Source organism: Pseudomonas baetica (assembly GCF_051216495.1).
In the GTDB taxonomy this organism is placed as follows: domain Bacteria; phylum Pseudomonadota; class Gammaproteobacteria; order Pseudomonadales; family Pseudomonadaceae; genus Aquipseudomonas; species Aquipseudomonas baetica_B.
The window spans coordinates 1-14,068 of the sequence record NZ_JBPKAM010000134.1 but is presented as its reverse complement, the minus strand read 5'-3'; the positions used below and the strand labels follow the sequence as shown (position 1 = coordinate 14,068).

Sequence of the window (14,068 nt, the reverse complement as noted above, 5' to 3'; positions counted from 1 at the left end):
GGTGGGGGGGGCGGGTTTTTGTGGGTTTGGTGGGGGGGTGGTGGGGGGGTTCGCCCCCTTTTTTTTTTTTTTCCCCCCCCCCCCCCCCCCCTCGCTCCTACAGCGGGATAGGGGTTGAGGAAGAATTTGAGAGACCCATAGGGCCAGAGAATGCCGCAACCGTTCATATTCCGTACCGTCGACCTGGATGGCCAGACCCTCCGTACGGCGGTACGCCCCGGCAAGCCTCACTTGACGCCCTTGCTGATTTTCAACGGCATTGGCGCCAACCTGGAGCTCGTCTTCCCGTTCGTCGCGGCGCTCGACCCGGACCTGGAGGTCATCGCGTTCGACGTGCCCGGTGTCGGCGGTTCCTCGACACCGAATCGTCCGTACCGATTTCCGAGCCTGGCGAAACTCACGGCACGCATGCTTGATTACCTCGATTACGGGCAGGTCAATGTGATCGGCGTGTCCTGGGGTGGCGCCCTGGCCCAACAATTCGCCTATGACTATCCCGAACGCTGCAAGAAGCTTGTGTTAGCGGCGACGGCGGCGGGTGCGGTGATGGTGCCGGGCAAGCCGAAAGTGCTGTGGATGATGGCCAGCCCGCGACGCTATATCCAGCCCTCGCACGTGATCCGCATCGCTCCGATGATTTACGGCGGCGCGTTCCGTCGAGATCCGACGCTGGCCGCCAGTCACGCGGCCAAGGTGCGCTCGGCAGGCAAGCTCGGTTACTACTGGCAGCTGTTCGCCGGCCTCGGCTGGACCAGCATTCACTGGCTGCACAAGATCCATCAGCCGACGCTGGTTCTGGCCGGTGACGACGATCCGCTGATCCCGCTGGTCAACATGCGCTTGCTGGCCTGGCGGATTCCCAATGCCCAGTTGCACATCATCGATGACGGGCATCTGTTCCTGATCACCCGCGCCGAGGCCGTGGCGCCGATCATCATGAAGTTCCTGCAGGAAGAACGGCAGCGTGCGGTGATGCACCCGCATCCGTCGCCGATGGGCGGTTGATCCGTCCGTTTTTATTAGGAAAAGCGGGCGGCAGGATGCCGCGCCGCGCAACAACCCGCTACAGCGTCTATGGTGTTCTGGTTCGGTGTGTTTGTATTTGGCCTGAAGACGAAGGAGTGTTGACTCATGCGCGACAAATCAGCGAGGGATTCCCTGCCCTCTCCCGCCGCGTTTATCAACGCACAGAGTGCGATTACCGGCCTGCGTGGGCGGGATCTGTTTTCAACGCTGCGCAGCGTCGCCGCCCATGGTTTGCGCAACCCGGTGCACAGCGCCCGGCACGCCTTGAAACTGGGCGGTCAAATGGGCCGTGTACTACTGGGTGAAACCCTGCACCCGACCAACCCGCAGGACAGCCGTTTCACCGATCCAGCCTGGAGCCTCAACCCGTTCTATCGTCGCAGCCTGCAGGCCTACCTGAGCTGGCAGAAGCAGGTCAAATGCTGGATCGACGAAAGCAACATGAGCCCCGACGACCGCGCCCGCGCCCATTTCGCATTCGCCTTGCTCAACGATGCCGTATCGCCGTCCAACAGCCTGCTCAATCCACTGGCGATCAAGGAGATTTTCAACTCCGGCGGCAACAGCCTGGTACGCGGGATCAGCCATCTGGTGGACGATCTGCTGCACAACGATGGCCTGCCTCGACAGGTCACCAAGCAGGCTTTCGAGGTCGGCAAGACCGTCGCCACCACCACCGGCGCCGTGGTGTTTCGCAACGAACTGCTGGAACTGATCCAGTACAAGCCGATGAGTGAAAAGCAGTATTCCAAGCCGCTGCTGGTGGTGCCGCCGCAAATCAACAAGTTCTACATTTTTGACCTGAGCCCCCATAACAGTTTCGTTCAGTACGCGCTCAAGAATGGCCTGCAAACCTTCGTGATCAGTTGGCGCAACCCGGATGTGCGGCACCGTGAATGGGGTCTGTCGACCTACGTCGAAGCGGTCGAAGAGGCCATGAATGTCTGCCGGGCGATCACCGGCGCCCGTGAGGTCAACCTGATGGGCGCGTGCGCCGGCGGATTGACCATTGCAGCGCTGCAGGGCCACTTGCAAGCCAAGCGGCAACTGCGGCGGGTGTCGAGCGCGACCTATCTGGTCAGCCTGCTCGACAGCCAGCTGGATTCACCCGCCACCCTGTTTGCCGACGAACAGACCCTCGAAGCCGCCAAGCGCCGTTCCTATCAGAAAGGCGTGCTGGAGGGCCGGGACATGGCCAAGGTTTTCGCCTGGATGCGCCCCAACGATTTGATCTGGAGCTACTTCGTCAACAACTACCTGCTGGGCAAGGAGCCGCCGGCGTTCGACATCCTCTACTGGAACAACGACAACACGCGCCTGCCGGCAGCCCTGCATGGCGACTTGCTGGACTTCTTCAAGCACAACCCGTTGAGCCATCCGGGCGGCCTGGAAGTGTGCGGCACGCCGATCGACTTGCAGAAGGTGACCGTCGACAGCTTCAGTGTCGCCGGCATCAATGACCACATCACGCCGTGGGATGCAGTGTATCGCTCGACACTGCTACTGGGTGGCGAGCGCCGCTTCGTGCTGTCCAACAGCGGTCACGTGCAGAGCATTCTCAACCCGCCGAGCAATCCGAAAGCCAACTACGTCGAGGGCGTCAAACTGAGCAGCGACCCACGCGCCTGGTACTACGACGCCAAGCAGGTCGACGGCAGTTGGTGGACGCAATGGCTGGCCTGGATTCAGGAGCGTTCGGGGGCGCAAAAGGAAACGCTCATGACCCTCGGAAACCAGAACTACCCACCCATGGAGGCGGCGCCCGGCACTTACGTGCGTGTGCGCTAAAACTCAATACACTACAACCGGCACCCACCCCTGTAGGAGCGAGCCTGCTCGCGAAAAACGTTTGGGCAACGCGTTCATCCGGACAGCACGCGTTATCGTTAACGTCCATCGCGAGCAGGCTCGCTCCCACGGAGATGAATATTGGCCTGGCATGAATACTAAGAAGACTGGATGAAAACCCGCGACCGCATCCTCGAATGTGCCCTGCAGTTGTTCAATCAGAAGGGCGAACCGAACGTCTCCACCATGGAAGTTGCCAACGAAATGGGCATCAGCCCGGGCAATCTCTACTACCACTTCCACGGCAAGGAGCCTTTGATACTCGGGCTGTTCGAACGCTTCCAGACCGAGTTGGCGCCATTGCTCGATCCGCCGACGGACGTCGAGCTGGGCCCCGATGATTATTGGCTGTTCCTGCACCTGATCGTCGAACGCCTGGCCCACTACCGCTTTCTGTTCCAGGACCTGTCCAACCTGGCCGGACGCCTGCCGAAACTGGCCAAGGGCATTCGCAACCTGCTCAATGGACTGAAGCGCACGCTCGCTTCGTTGCTGGCGCAATTGAAGGCGCAAGGACAATTGGTCAGCGACACCCAGGCCCTGGGGCAACTGGTGGAACAAATCACCATGACCCTGCTGTTCTCATTGGACTATCAGCGGATTCTCGACCGCGAAGGTGAAGTGCGGCTGGTAGTGTACCAGATCATGATGCTGGTGGCGCCGCACCTGTTGCCGCCGCTCAAGTTGGCGACGGAGCAAATGGCCCTGCAATACCTGGAAGAACACGAGTAACCCTGACCACCACACATCCTGTGGGAGCGAGCAGGGGGACTGCGGTGTTCTTGGGTTCGTGCACAAACAAAAACGCCCGACCTTGGCAGGCCGGGCGTTTTTTTGAGCCCTGAAGAATCAGGACTGACTGGTTGGCGTCGATGGAGCTGGCGCGGCAGTCGGGGTTACAGCAGGGGTTGGTGCGGCGGCGGAGTTCGCCGGGCTGACCGGGGCCGCTGCAGGCGTTGCCGGTTTGGCGGCGGCCACTGCTGGTTTCGGTGCGGCGGCTTTTGGCGCTGCCGGTTTTTTCACCGCTGGTTTCTTCGCGGCTGCCGGCTTGGCGGCAGGCTTGGCCGCTGCAGTTTTGGCTGCAGGCTTCGCAGCAGGTTTAGCAGCCGGCTTAGCCGCGGCTTTTGCTGCAACAGGTTTAGCCGCCGGTTTGGCTGCAGCAGGTTTTGCAGCAGCAGTTTTGGCAGCAGGTTTGGCAGCCGGTTTAGCGGCGGCCTTGGCCAGTGGTTTGGCGGCGGTCTTGGCGGCCGGTTTGGCAGCGGCGGTTTTCGCCGCTGGTGCTACCTTGGCACCGGTCAGTTTTTCGATCTGTGCGGTCAGTTTCTCGACCTTTTGATGCAGTGCCTTGACCTCGTTGCGGCTCGGTACGCCCAGGCGAGAAATGGCGCTGTTCAGGCGCTTGTCGAAAGCCCCTTCCAGCTCATCCCATTTGCCCAGCGCCTTGTCTTTCACGCCACTGATGCGCGATTTGGCCGAGGAAGCGGAGTCCTTGGCGACTTCGACTTTCTTGCCAATGGCCTTTTCGGCTTTCTCGCCATCCTTGACCAATGCCTCGAAGACTTTGCTGCCGTCAGTGTCGATCTTCGAGTACACGCCTAAACCAGCCAGCCAGATCTTGCGGGAATATTCTTCAATTTTCCCGGCCCACGAGCTGCTTTTTTCGGTGTTCTTTTTAACAGCCATCCCGTTCTCCTTAAGATTTACGCGCGACGCGTTCGAGCAATGCCGTCAGCTCATCGAGCTTGACAGAGAGTGTCTCAACGTCATGTTTAGACGGAATGCCGATACGATTCAAGGCACTTGCGACACGCGAGTCGAACGCCTTCTCGACCTTGTCGAGCTGAACTTCGACGCGGCCCTTGAAAGAGCTCACTTCATTCTTGGCTTCATCGATCTCGGCATTGGCGGCTTCGAGCTTTTGAGCAACCGCTTTTTTGCCTTTGGTTTCAACAGCTTGACCTGCTTTGATCAGCTCTTGAAAGTACTCGCTGCCCTCTTGGCCAACCTTGGCGTAGGCGCCCAGGCCTGCCAGCCAGATCTTGCGGGCATAGGATTTGACGTCGTTCAAAGCAGTGGTCGATGCGTCGATTTTTTTCTTCAAAATAACTTTGGCCATGGTGCACCTCACGCGCAGAAGGTTTGAGGAACTGCCCGGATAAGTGTCGGGCTCTGGCACAAAGTAGGGAGAAAAATTAGAAACGGCACCCTAACAACTGACATAAACCTTCGGGCGCACCGTAAAACAAATGTGGGAGCCAGCCTGCTGGCGATAGCGATTTATCCATCAACATCAATGTTGACTGATGCACCGCCATCGCCAGCAGGCTGGCTCCCACAAGGGATGCCGTTCGACTCGGGAATCAGACCAACGCTTTATCGAGAGCCTTCTCGATTTCCGCTTTGATCATGCCGCTCATGGCCGACATCATCAGGCCCAGCTCCACATCGACGCGAATCGAGTCGTCGCTCACATGCACCGCGCCTTTCACGCCCGAGCGCTTGAGGTTCAGGGTGTCGCCAGACCATTGCGGCTCCAGGCCATATTGATCGCGCAGTTTCTGCGCCAGCTTGTCGGCCTTCTCGCGCGCCGCTTCCTTACCCAGGCCGTGGGCACGCTCAACACTAATATGGGCCATCGATTGACTCCTGCTTTTTGAATACAGCTATGACTGCTTGTTTGGACAATCCTGACCGTCACTGCGGCAAAACGTCCCGAGGGTGACCCATCTTACCTTCAGCCATGCCAAGACAAAGCATCCCTTGAGGATTAGAATGTCGCGCATTCTCTTTTGGTGACAGCGATATGACTGATCAGCGCAAAGGCAGCGATGCCGAACCCACCACTCACTTCGGCTTCAAAAACGTTCCGGAAAGCCAGAAAGCGGAAAAAGTCGCTGAAGTTTTCCATTCGGTAGCCGCCAAGTACGACCTGATGAACGACCTCCTGTCGGGCGGCATGCACCGCTTGTGGAAGCGTTTCGCGATCGAACTGTCGGGCGTACGCACCGGTAACCGCGTGCTGGATATCGCTGGAGGCACCGGCGACCTGACCCGCAAGTTCTCGCATCTTGTAGGTCCGACCGGTCAGGTCGTACTGGCCGACATCAACGAATCCATGCTCAAGGTCGGTCGTGACCGCCTGCTGGACCTGGGTGTGGCCGGCAACGTCGAGTTTGTCCAGGCCGACGCGGAAAAACTGCCGTTCCCGGACAACCATTTCGACTGCGTGACCATTGCTTTCGGCCTGCGCAACGTCACGCACAAGGAAGACGCCCTGCGCTCGATGCTGCGTGTGCTCAAGCCTGGCGGCCGCCTGCTGGTGCTGGAGTTCTCCAAACCGACCAACGCGCTGATGTCCAAAGCCTACGATGCCTACTCGTTCGCCTTCATGCCGTTGATGGGCAAGCTGATCACCAACGACTCGGAAAGCTATCGCTACCTGGCCGAATCGATCCGCATGCACCCGAATCAGGAAACCCTGAAGTCGATGATGGTCGAGGCCGGCTTCGACCGCGTGACGTACCACAACATGACCGCAGGCATCGTCGCCCTGCACCGCGGCATCAAGCCCTGATGCTGCTCGCCGGCCTGCTCGCCAGCGTTGAACTCGGTCTGAACCGGGTGCTGCGTCTCGACAGCACGGCGCTGCCGCGGCTCGCGCATCTGAGCGGCAAAGTGATTGCCGTCGATTGCCGCAGCCCGGCGTTGCACTTGTACATCCTGCCCAGCGATGAAGGCCTGATGCTCGCCTCCCAGTGGGAAACCGGCGCCGATTGCACCTTGCGTGCCCCGGCTTCGAGCCTGTTGAAGCTGGCGATGAGCAAGGACAAGACCTCGGTGCTGCATGCTCCCGAAGTCGAACTCGACGGCGACAGCGGCGTGCTGCTGGAACTGGCCGCCATCCTCCAGGACCTTGAGCTGGACTGGGAGTACGAACTCTCGCGCTGGCTCGGCCCAGTCGCCACACAACTGGTGAGTGGCCACCTGCGCAGCCGCGCCCGCTGGTACCAGCAAGGCTTTGCCAGCCTGGGCCAGAACCTGGGCGAATACCTGGCCGAAGAATCGCGCAGCCTCGTTGGGCAGCGCGAAGCCGAAGCCCGATTCAGTGAACTGGACCAGATCAAGCTCGATCTGGAACGTCTCGAGGCGCGATTCGAGCGCCTTTCCCGATCCCTCGACCCAAGCGATAACGCATGAAGCTGCTTGCCGTCCGCCGTTTGTTGCGCATCCAGCGCGTCGTGATCCGCTACCGCCTCGATGACTTGCTGTTCGCCCTGCCGCTGCCCTGGTTTTTGCGCGCGCTGCGCTATGCCTTGCCGTGGCGCTGGTTCCCGCGCAAGCCCATCGACCTGAGCCGTGGTGCGAGTTTGCGCCTCGCGCTGCAGGACCTTGGACCGATCTTCATCAAGTTCGGGCAGATCCTGTCCACCCGTCGCGACCTGCTGCCCGAGGACATCGCCGATGAGCTGATGTTGCTGCAGGACCGCGTGCCGCCGTTCGACTCCCAAGTGTCGGTCAAGCTGATCGAAGATCAGCTTGGCAAAAAAATCAGTGAAGTGTTCAGCCGTTTCGACGTTGAACCCCTGGCCTCGGCCTCGGTGGCGCAGGTGCATGCCGCGCAACTGAAAACCGGCGAAGAAGTCGTCGTCAAGGTGATCCGTCCGGGCCTCAAACCGGTCATCAAGCAGGATCTGGCGTGGCTGTTCATCCTCGCCCGCGCCGCTGAAAGAGTGTCTGCCGATGCACGCCTGCTGCACCCGGTAGACGTGGTCAGCGACTACGAAAAAACCATCTACGACGAACTCGACCTGCTGCGCGAGGCGGCCAACGCCAGCCAGCTGAAGCGCAACTTCGATGGCTCGCCACTGCTCTACGTGCCGCAAGTCTATTGGGATTGGTGCCGGCCGAAAGTGTTGGTGATGGAGCGCATCTACGGCATTCAGGTGACCGACCTGGCCACCCTGGCCGACCAGCGCACCGACATGAAAATGCTCGCCGAACGCGGTGTGGAAATCTTCTTTACCCAGGTGTTTCGCGACAGTTTCTTTCATGCCGACATGCACCCCGGCAACATCTTCGTCAGCACCGTGCAGCCGTGGAGCCCGCAATATATCGCGATCGACTGCGGCATCGTCGGCAGCCTGACACCGGAAGACCAGGACTACCTGGCACGTAACCTGTTTGCCTTCTTCAAGCGTGATTATCGGCGTGTGGCGCAGTTGCACATCGATTCAGGTTGGGTACCGGCGGAAACCAAACTCAACGAATTCGAAGCAGCGATCCGTACCGTGTGCGAGCCGATCTTCGAAAAACCGTTAAAGGATATTTCCTTCGGCCAGGTACTGATGCGCCTGTTCCAGACCGCCCGCCGCTTCAACATGGAAGTGCAACCGCAGCTCGTGCTGTTGCAAAAAACCCTGTTGAATATCGAAGGCCTCGGCCGTCAGTTGTACCCGGACCTCGACCTGTGGAACACCGCACAACCGTTCCTCGAGCGCTGGATGCGCGAGCGCGTCAGCCCCAAGGCCTTGTTTGGCAACGTGCAGAGCCAGATCGAGCAGATCCCGCACCTGGCCAACATGACCCGTGACCTGCTGGAGCGCATGTCCCAGCCCCACGCCAGCGACCCGTCTCCAGCGTGGCACCGACGTCGCGACGACTGGTTCCTGCGCCTTCTGGGCACGGCACATTTGGCCGGGGGCGCCATCCTTGCCGCTGGCGGGCCGCTGAACCAGTTGGCCTATTGGCCGGCGGGCATCATGATGGCCGTCGGCTTGTATCTGGTCGTTCGTCGATAGCATGAATCAGCTGCAAGTTATAAGCTGCAAGCTTCAAGCTCGAAGCAGTGTTCGTAGCACTCACGTTTAATTCACGCCTTTAGATATGCGTTGCACAATACGAAAGACCGAAGCGCACTGGCTTTTACTTGCAGCTTGAAGCTTGAGGCTTGGAGCTGCTTCTGGAACTGAAGATGAAAAACTGGCTGGACGAAATCAAGTGGGACGCCGATGGCCTGGTGCCGGCAATCGCCCAGGATCACAAGACCGGGCGCGTCCTGATGATGGCCTGGATGAACCGTGAAGCGCTGGAACTGACCGCTGCCGAGAACCGCGCCATCTACTGGTCGCGCTCCCGTGGCAAGCTGTGGCGCAAGGGTGAAGAATCCGGCCACGTGCAGACCCTGCACGAGATGCGCCTGGATTGTGATGCCGACGTCATCATCCTGATGGTCGAGCAGATCGGCGACATCGCTTGCCATACCGGCCGCCAAAGCTGCTTCTACCGCGTGTTCGAGAACGGCGACTGGAAAACCGTCGATCCGGTCCTCAAGGATCCGCATGCCATTTACTCTGCAGGACACACACATGAGTGACACACTGACCCGTCTGGCCCAGGTACTGGAAGAGCGCAAGGGCGCCGCCGCCGACAGCTCGTATGTCGCCAGCCTGTATCACAAGGGCTTGAACAAGATTCTGGAAAAAGTCGGCGAAGAGTCGGTCGAAACCATCATTGCTGCCAAGGACGCCGCCGTCAGTGGCGATTGCAGCGATGTGATCTACGAAACCGCCGATTTGTGGTTCCACAGCATGGTCATGCTCGCCCAATTGGGGCAGCATCCACAGGCTGTACTCGATGAACTGGACCGTCGCTTCGGTCTGTCCGGACACGCCGAGAAAGCCTCGCGTCCGTCCGCCTGAATAACTATTAGAGAGGAGCAGCACCATGGGCATTTTTGACTGGAAACACTGGATCGTCATTCTGGTGGTTGTCGTACTGGTGTTCGGCACCAAGAAACTGAAAAACCTCGGCACCGACGTTGGCGAATCGATCAAGGGCTTTCGCAAGGCCATGAACGACGACGAAAAACCGGCCGATCCAGGTGCAACCCCGGCCCAACCGGTTCCGCCGGCTCAGCCGCAAACCACACAGTCAGTGAACCAGCCGCACACCATCGACGTGCAGGCGCAGAAAGTCGAAGAGCCGATCCGCAAAGACGTGTGAGCACTGACTAATGTTTGGTATCAGCTTCTCTGAACTGCTGCTTGTCGGCCTCGTTGCCCTGCTGGTGCTGGGCCCCGAGCGCCTGCCTCACGCCGCGCGCACCGCCGGCCTGTGGGTCGGGCGCCTGAAGCGCAGCTTCAACGCGATCAAACAGGAAGTTGAACGTGAAATCGGTGCCGACGAGATTCGTCGGCAACTGCACAACGAGCACATTCTGTCGCTGGAACAGGAGGCGCGAAAGATTTTCACGCCGACCCAGCAGGAACCGACACCGGTTACGCCTGAGGCAACGCCGACAATAGCGGCGCCTGCTGAAACGCCACCTGTTGTTGCAGCGACACCGGTTGAACCTGTTACACCGGCGGCTGCGCCTGTCGCGCCGGCCCCTCATGACCCTACACTGCCGCCGCGAGCCCCATGAGCGATCTTCCTGAAAACGACCAGCACATGCCGCTGGTTTCGCACCTCACCGAGTTGCGTACCCGTCTGCTGCGCTGCGTAGCGGCGGTGTTCATCATCTTCGCCGGGTTGTTTGCCTTTACCCAGCAAATCTACACCTTCGTCTCCACGCCGTTGCGCCAGTACCTGCCCGCGGGCGCAACGATGATCGCCACCGACGTGTCGTCGCCGTTCCTGACGCCGTTGAAGCTGACGATGATGGTGTCGCTGTTCCTGGCGATCCCGGTGATCCTGCACCAGATCTGGGGCTTCATCGCGCCGGGCCTGTACAAGCATGAAAAACGCATTGCCGTGCCTTTGCTGGTATCGAGCATCGTGCTGTTCTACGCCGGCATGGCTTTCGCCTACTTCCTGGTGTTCCCGCTGATCTTCAAATTCTTCGCCGCTGCTACCCCGGCCGGCGTGGAAATGATGACCGACATCACCAGCTACCTCGACTTCGTCATGACGCTGTTCTTCGCCTTTGGCGTGGCGTTCGAGATTCCGGTGGCCGTGGTGCTACTGGTGTGGATCGGCGTGGTCGACGTCAAATACCTGAAGAAAATCCGCCCGTACGTGATCATTGGCTGCTTCGTGGTCGGCATGATCCTGACGCCGCCGGACATCTTCTCGCAAACGCTGCTGGCCGTACCGATGTGGCTGCTGTTTGAAATCGGCGTGCTGTTTGGCGGCCTGATCAGCAAACGCGGCGAACATCCGGACGATCAGCCGGCTGACGATCACAACGACCAACCGCCAGCGACCCAAGCGTGAACCTGCTGCTCCTCGAAGAGGCCGACTTCATTGCGGCCGACCGGGTGATCCTGCGTGATCGCCGGTTGACCCACATGCAGGAAGTCCATCGTTGCGAAGTCGGTGACAGCATGCGCGTCGGACGCCTCGGCAGTCTGATGGGGTCGGCCGAGGTATTGCGCCTGGACGCGGCTGAAGCCGAGCTGCGCGTTACCCTCGACCAACCACCACCGGCCAAGCTGCCGCTGACCCTGGTATTGGCCCTGCCACGCCCCAAAATGCTGCGCAGGGTGTTTCAGACCGTGGCGGCCATGGGTGTGCCGCGTATCGTGCTGGTGAACAGCTATCGCGTCGAGAAGAGCTTCTGGCAGACTCCGTTCCTGGAGCCGGAAGCGATTCGCGAGCAGTTGATCCTCGGCCTCGAACAGGCCCGGGACAGCGTGCTGCCCGAGGTCATCATCGAGAAGCGCTTCAAGCCGTTCGTTGAAGACCGGTTGCCTGCCATCAGTGAAGGCACCCTTGGCCTGGTAGGCCATCCCGGCAACTACCCGCCCTGCCCTCGAGCGCTGAGCGAACCGGTGACCCTGGCCATCGGCCCCGAAGGTGGCTGGATTCCCTACGAAATCGATCTGCTGGGCAAATCCGGACTGCAACCGGTGCAGTTGGGCGAGCGCATCCTGCGCGTGGAAACCGCCGTTACCGCCCTGCTGGCACGCCTCTTCTAACGCCGAATATTATCCCTGTGGGAGCGAGCCTGCTCGCGAATAGGGAGTGTCAGTCGACATTGAAGTGGCTGACCCACCGCTTTCGCGAGCAGGCTCGCTCCCACAGGTATTTCATTTGCCCACCCATCGGATACCACCTACAGAACCCCTATCTCCTGCCGATATACCCCCCATAAAACCAATGTGGCCCGGGAGAGTTGCACCATGTACCAATGGATGGCCGATAAGCTGGGGAACGTAAGCGTCAATCGCAAGCTGGGCGTCGGTTTCGGTCTTGTGTTGCTGCTGACTTTATTGATCACCGTCACAGGCTGGGACGGCTTGAGCGAGGTCAGCAATCGAGGCGATAAGCTGGGGTTGATTTCCGATATCAACGGATTGACCAAAGACCTGCGCATTGCCCGCCTGGACTACGAAATGCGTCGCGGCGAACAAGGCCCTGGTGCCGTCAACGACTTGCTGGGCAAGCTCGATAATGGCCTGCAGACCGCTCGCAAGATCATCGAACAACCCGCCGACATCGCGATGATCGAGCGACAACTGGCCGCTGTTGGTCAGTACAAACAGGCCTTCACCGCCATGACCCAGGCCGGAGCCAACCGCGAAGACGCCCGCAGCAAGCTCGGCGCCACCGCCGACAATGCCGTGGCCAAGGTTGCCGAAGTTGAAAAGTCCATGCTGCAAGGCGACAGCGTTGTGCAGTTCAACAGCGTGATCGATCTGAGCAAACTGATCCAGCAAGCGCGCTTCCAGGTGCGTGGTTACACCTACAGCGGTAAAACCGAGGCCGAGCAGCCTGCACTGGACGCCATCGACAACGCCCTCAAATACCTTGAGAGCCTGCCGTCGAAACTGCCGGAACAACATATTGCCAACCTGCAGCAGGCTACTGACTCGCTCAAGGCCTATCGCGCCGCAGTCAGCCAGTACCGTGACTCCCAGGTCGCCAGCGCAGAAGCGCTAAAACGAATGGCTGTTCAAGGCGAAATCCTGCTGGACGCGAGCAAGGAGCTCACCGTCTCGCAAACCAACAAACGCGACATCGACGTAGCACATGCCAAAAACATGCTATTGCTGGCCACTGTTCTGGCGCTGGCATTCGGTCTGTTTGCCGCCTGGGCCATCACCCGGCAGATCGTGATTCCGCTGAACCAGACCCTCAAAGCGGCTGAACGCATTGCCTCTGGCGACCTGAGCCATAACCTGGTCTCCATGCGTCAGGACGAACTGGGCCAACTGCAGCGCTCGATTCAGGGCATGACCCAGGGTCTGCGCGAATTGATTGGCGGCATCAGCGATGGTGTGACCCAGATTGCCAGCGCCGCTGAAGAATTGTCCGCCGTCACCGAGCAAACCAGCGCCGGGGTCAACAGCCAGAAGGTCGAGACCGATCAGGTGGCCACGGCCATGAACGAAATGACCGCCACCGTACAGGAAGTCGCGCGCAACGCCGAGGAAGCCTCCGAAGCCGCTGTCGCCGCCGACCAGCAGGCACGGGAAGGCGACAAGGTGGTCGGCGAAGCCATCGCCCAGATTGAGCGCCTGGCCATGGAAGTCGGCCATTCCACCGAAGCCATGGGCGAACTCAAGCGCGAAAGCGACAAGATTGGCAGCGTGCTCGACGTGATCAAGTCCGTGGCCCAGCAAACCAACCTGCTGGCGCTCAACGCCGCCATCGAAGCCGCCCGCGCCGGTGAAGCCGGACGCGGATTTGCCGTAGTGGCAGACGAAGTCCGCAGCTTGGCCCAGCGCACCCAGAAGTCCACCGAAGAGATCGAAGAGCTGATCGTCGGCCTGCAAAACGGTACCCAGCAGGTGGCGACCATCATGGACAACAGCCGCAGCCTGACCGACAGCAGCGTCGAACTGACCCGCCGCGCCGGCGGCTCACTGGAAAGCATCACCCGCACGGTGTCGGCGATCCAGGCGATGAACCAGCAGATTGCAGCGGCGGCCGAGCAGCAGAGCGCCGTGGCCGAAGAGATCAACCGTAGCGTGCTGAATGTGCGGGATGTGTCGGATCAGACGTCGGCGGCGAGTGAGGAGACAGCGGCGTCGAGTGTAGAGCTGGCGCGGTTGGGGACGCACCTACAGATGTTGGTGGGGCGGTTCAGGGTTTGAGGTGATCCATGCACCTCGGTTCACATGGAACCGAGGTGATACCTTCGCGAGCAGGCTCGCTCCCACAGAAACACACGGTCAAGCGTCGGGGCAAGCCTTCCCTCAACAACTAGCCCCAACAAACCACAATCCAAAAAACCACCACCAAAAAAACC

The 14,068-nt window shown here is 60.1% G+C and carries 16 protein-coding genes and 1 pseudogene; 14 read left to right on the top strand and 3 right to left on the bottom strand.

Annotation, left to right across the window (positions count from 1 at the left end):
- Positions 1-150: 150 nt before the first annotated feature.
- From phaZ to ACSFE6_RS28425, 3 genes are all read left to right on the top strand, one after another.
- The gene (gene phaZ, locus ACSFE6_RS28435) at positions 151-1,005 is read left to right on the top strand and encodes a poly(3-hydroxyalkanoate) depolymerase (RefSeq protein WP_435430710.1); all 855 of its coding nucleotides are present in this window, start codon (positions 151-153) and stop codon (positions 1,003-1,005) included.
- A 126-nt stretch (positions 1,006-1,131) separates the two neighbouring features.
- Positions 1,132-2,814 carry a class II poly(R)-hydroxyalkanoic acid synthase gene (gene phaC / locus ACSFE6_RS28430; RefSeq protein WP_435430709.1) on the top strand — a complete coding sequence of 561 codons (1,683 nt, stop codon included), beginning with the start codon at positions 1,132-1,134 and terminating at the stop codon, positions 2,812-2,814.
- A gap of 171 nt (positions 2,815-2,985) precedes the next feature.
- Positions 2,986-3,606 (top strand): TetR/AcrR family transcriptional regulator, encoded by a 621-nt coding sequence (locus ACSFE6_RS28425; protein ID WP_435430708.1) that lies wholly within the window; start codon positions 2,986-2,988, stop codon positions 3,604-3,606.
- A 117-nt stretch (positions 3,607-3,723) separates the two neighbouring features.
- Here the strand turns inward: ACSFE6_RS28425 and ACSFE6_RS28420 are convergent, their stop codons facing one another.
- The 3 genes from ACSFE6_RS28420 to ACSFE6_RS28410 form a co-directional block, all read right to left on the bottom strand.
- On the bottom strand, positions 3,724-4,557 hold the full coding sequence (locus ACSFE6_RS28420; protein WP_435430707.1) for a phasin family protein: 834 nt from the start codon (positions 4,555-4,557) through the stop codon (positions 3,724-3,726).
- A gap of 10 nt (positions 4,558-4,567) precedes the next feature.
- The gene (locus tag ACSFE6_RS28415) at positions 4,568-4,990 is read right to left on the bottom strand and encodes a phasin family protein (protein ID WP_435430706.1); all 423 of its coding nucleotides are present in this window, start codon (positions 4,988-4,990) and stop codon (positions 4,568-4,570) included.
- A gap of 244 nt (positions 4,991-5,234) precedes the next feature.
- On the bottom strand, positions 5,235-5,510 hold the full coding sequence (locus tag ACSFE6_RS28410) for a polyhydroxyalkanoic acid system family protein (protein WP_110965947.1): 276 nt from the start codon (positions 5,508-5,510) through the stop codon (positions 5,235-5,237).
- 167 nt (positions 5,511-5,677) lie between these two features.
- On the opposite strand from ACSFE6_RS28410, the gene ubiE reads away from it, so the two are divergent.
- From ubiE to ACSFE6_RS28355, 11 genes and pseudogenes are all read left to right on the top strand, one after another.
- A complete protein-coding gene (ubiE, locus tag ACSFE6_RS28405) occupies positions 5,678-6,448 on the top strand; it encodes a bifunctional demethylmenaquinone methyltransferase/2-methoxy-6-polyprenyl-1,4-benzoquinol methylase UbiE (protein WP_007989286.1) in 771 nt (256 codons plus the stop codon).
- The gene (locus ACSFE6_RS28400; protein ID WP_435430705.1) at positions 6,448-7,071 is read left to right on the top strand and encodes a ubiquinone biosynthesis accessory factor UbiJ; all 624 of its coding nucleotides are present in this window, start codon (positions 6,448-6,450) and stop codon (positions 7,069-7,071) included. Before ubiE ends, ACSFE6_RS28400 begins: the two co-directional genes overlap by 1 nt.
- Positions 7,068-8,672, top strand: coding sequence for a ubiquinone biosynthesis regulatory protein kinase UbiB (ubiB, locus tag ACSFE6_RS28395; RefSeq protein WP_435430704.1), 1,605 nt, complete (start codon positions 7,068-7,070; stop codon positions 8,670-8,672). Before ACSFE6_RS28400 ends, ubiB begins: the two co-directional genes overlap by 4 nt.
- Positions 8,673-8,845: 173 nt before the next feature.
- Complete coding sequence (gene hisI, locus ACSFE6_RS28390) at positions 8,846-9,247, top strand: phosphoribosyl-AMP cyclohydrolase (protein ID WP_007899278.1); 402 nt, start codon at positions 8,846-8,848, stop codon at positions 9,245-9,247.
- Positions 9,240-9,572 (top strand): phosphoribosyl-ATP diphosphatase, encoded by a 333-nt coding sequence (locus tag ACSFE6_RS28385; protein ID WP_046816939.1) that lies wholly within the window; start codon positions 9,240-9,242, stop codon positions 9,570-9,572. The genes hisI and ACSFE6_RS28385 overlap by 8 nt, the downstream gene beginning before the upstream one ends.
- Positions 9,573-9,597: 25 nt before the next feature.
- Positions 9,598-9,876 (top strand): twin-arginine translocase TatA/TatE family subunit, encoded by a 279-nt coding sequence (locus ACSFE6_RS28380; protein WP_435430703.1) that lies wholly within the window; start codon positions 9,598-9,600, stop codon positions 9,874-9,876.
- 10 nt (positions 9,877-9,886) lie between these two features.
- Positions 9,887-10,297, top strand: a complete 411-nt coding sequence (tatB, locus tag ACSFE6_RS28375) for a Sec-independent protein translocase protein TatB (RefSeq protein ID WP_435430702.1) — start codon at positions 9,887-9,889, stop codon at positions 10,295-10,297.
- On the top strand, positions 10,294-11,088 hold the full coding sequence (gene tatC, locus ACSFE6_RS28370; RefSeq protein ID WP_435430701.1) for a twin-arginine translocase subunit TatC: 795 nt from the start codon (positions 10,294-10,296) through the stop codon (positions 11,086-11,088). Before tatB ends, tatC begins: the two co-directional genes overlap by 4 nt.
- Complete coding sequence (locus ACSFE6_RS28365) at positions 11,085-11,792, top strand: 16S rRNA (uracil(1498)-N(3))-methyltransferase (protein WP_435430700.1); 708 nt, start codon at positions 11,085-11,087, stop codon at positions 11,790-11,792. Before tatC ends, ACSFE6_RS28365 begins: the two co-directional genes overlap by 4 nt.
- Before the next feature lie 204 nt (positions 11,793-11,996).
- A pseudogene (locus tag ACSFE6_RS28360) lies at positions 11,997-13,058 on the top strand (methyl-accepting chemotaxis protein); the annotation flags it as partial.
- Entirely contained in the window at positions 13,050-13,913 is an 864-nt protein-coding gene (locus ACSFE6_RS28355) for a methyl-accepting chemotaxis protein (RefSeq protein ID WP_435430711.1), read from the top strand. The pseudogene ACSFE6_RS28360 and the gene ACSFE6_RS28355, both read left to right, overlap by 9 nt.
- The last annotated feature ends 155 nt before the right edge of the window (positions 13,914-14,068 follow it).

Bases quoted from the DNA above. Each gene is read 5' to 3' on its own strand.
- ACSFE6_RS28410 (WP_110965947.1), bottom strand. From the start codon at position 5,510: ATGGCCCATATTAGTGTTGAGCGTGCCCACGGCCTGGGTAAGGAAGCG.
- tatB (WP_435430702.1), top strand. From the start codon at position 9,887: ATGTTTGGTATCAGCTTCTCTGAACTGCTGCTTGTCGGCCTCGTTGCC.
- hisI (WP_007899278.1), top strand. From the start codon at position 8,846: ATGAAAAACTGGCTGGACGAAATCAAGTGGGACGCCGATGGCCTGGTG.
- tatC (WP_435430701.1), top strand. From the start codon at position 10,294: ATGAGCGATCTTCCTGAAAACGACCAGCACATGCCGCTGGTTTCGCAC.
- ACSFE6_RS28385 (WP_046816939.1), top strand. From the start codon at position 9,240: ATGAGTGACACACTGACCCGTCTGGCCCAGGTACTGGAAGAGCGCAAG.
- phaC (WP_435430709.1), top strand. From the start codon at position 1,132: ATGCGCGACAAATCAGCGAGGGATTCCCTGCCCTCTCCCGCCGCGTTT.
- ubiB (WP_435430704.1), top strand. From the start codon at position 7,068: ATGAAGCTGCTTGCCGTCCGCCGTTTGTTGCGCATCCAGCGCGTCGTG.
- ACSFE6_RS28415 (WP_435430706.1), bottom strand. From the start codon at position 4,990: ATGGCCAAAGTTATTTTGAAGAAAAAAATCGACGCATCGACCACTGCT.
- ACSFE6_RS28425 (WP_435430708.1), top strand. From the start codon at position 2,986: ATGAAAACCCGCGACCGCATCCTCGAATGTGCCCTGCAGTTGTTCAAT.
- ACSFE6_RS28400 (WP_435430705.1), top strand. From the start codon at position 6,448: ATGCTGCTCGCCGGCCTGCTCGCCAGCGTTGAACTCGGTCTGAACCGG.
- ACSFE6_RS28420 (WP_435430707.1), bottom strand. From the start codon at position 4,557: ATGGCTGTTAAAAAGAACACCGAAAAAAGCAGCTCGTGGGCCGGGAAA.
- ACSFE6_RS28380 (WP_435430703.1), top strand. From the start codon at position 9,598: ATGGGCATTTTTGACTGGAAACACTGGATCGTCATTCTGGTGGTTGTC.
- phaZ (WP_435430710.1), top strand. From the start codon at position 151: ATGCCGCAACCGTTCATATTCCGTACCGTCGACCTGGATGGCCAGACC.
- ACSFE6_RS28355 (WP_435430711.1), top strand. From the start codon at position 13,050: ATGACCCAGGGTCTGCGCGAATTGATTGGCGGCATCAGCGATGGTGTG.
- ubiE (WP_007989286.1), top strand. From the start codon at position 5,678: ATGACTGATCAGCGCAAAGGCAGCGATGCCGAACCCACCACTCACTTC.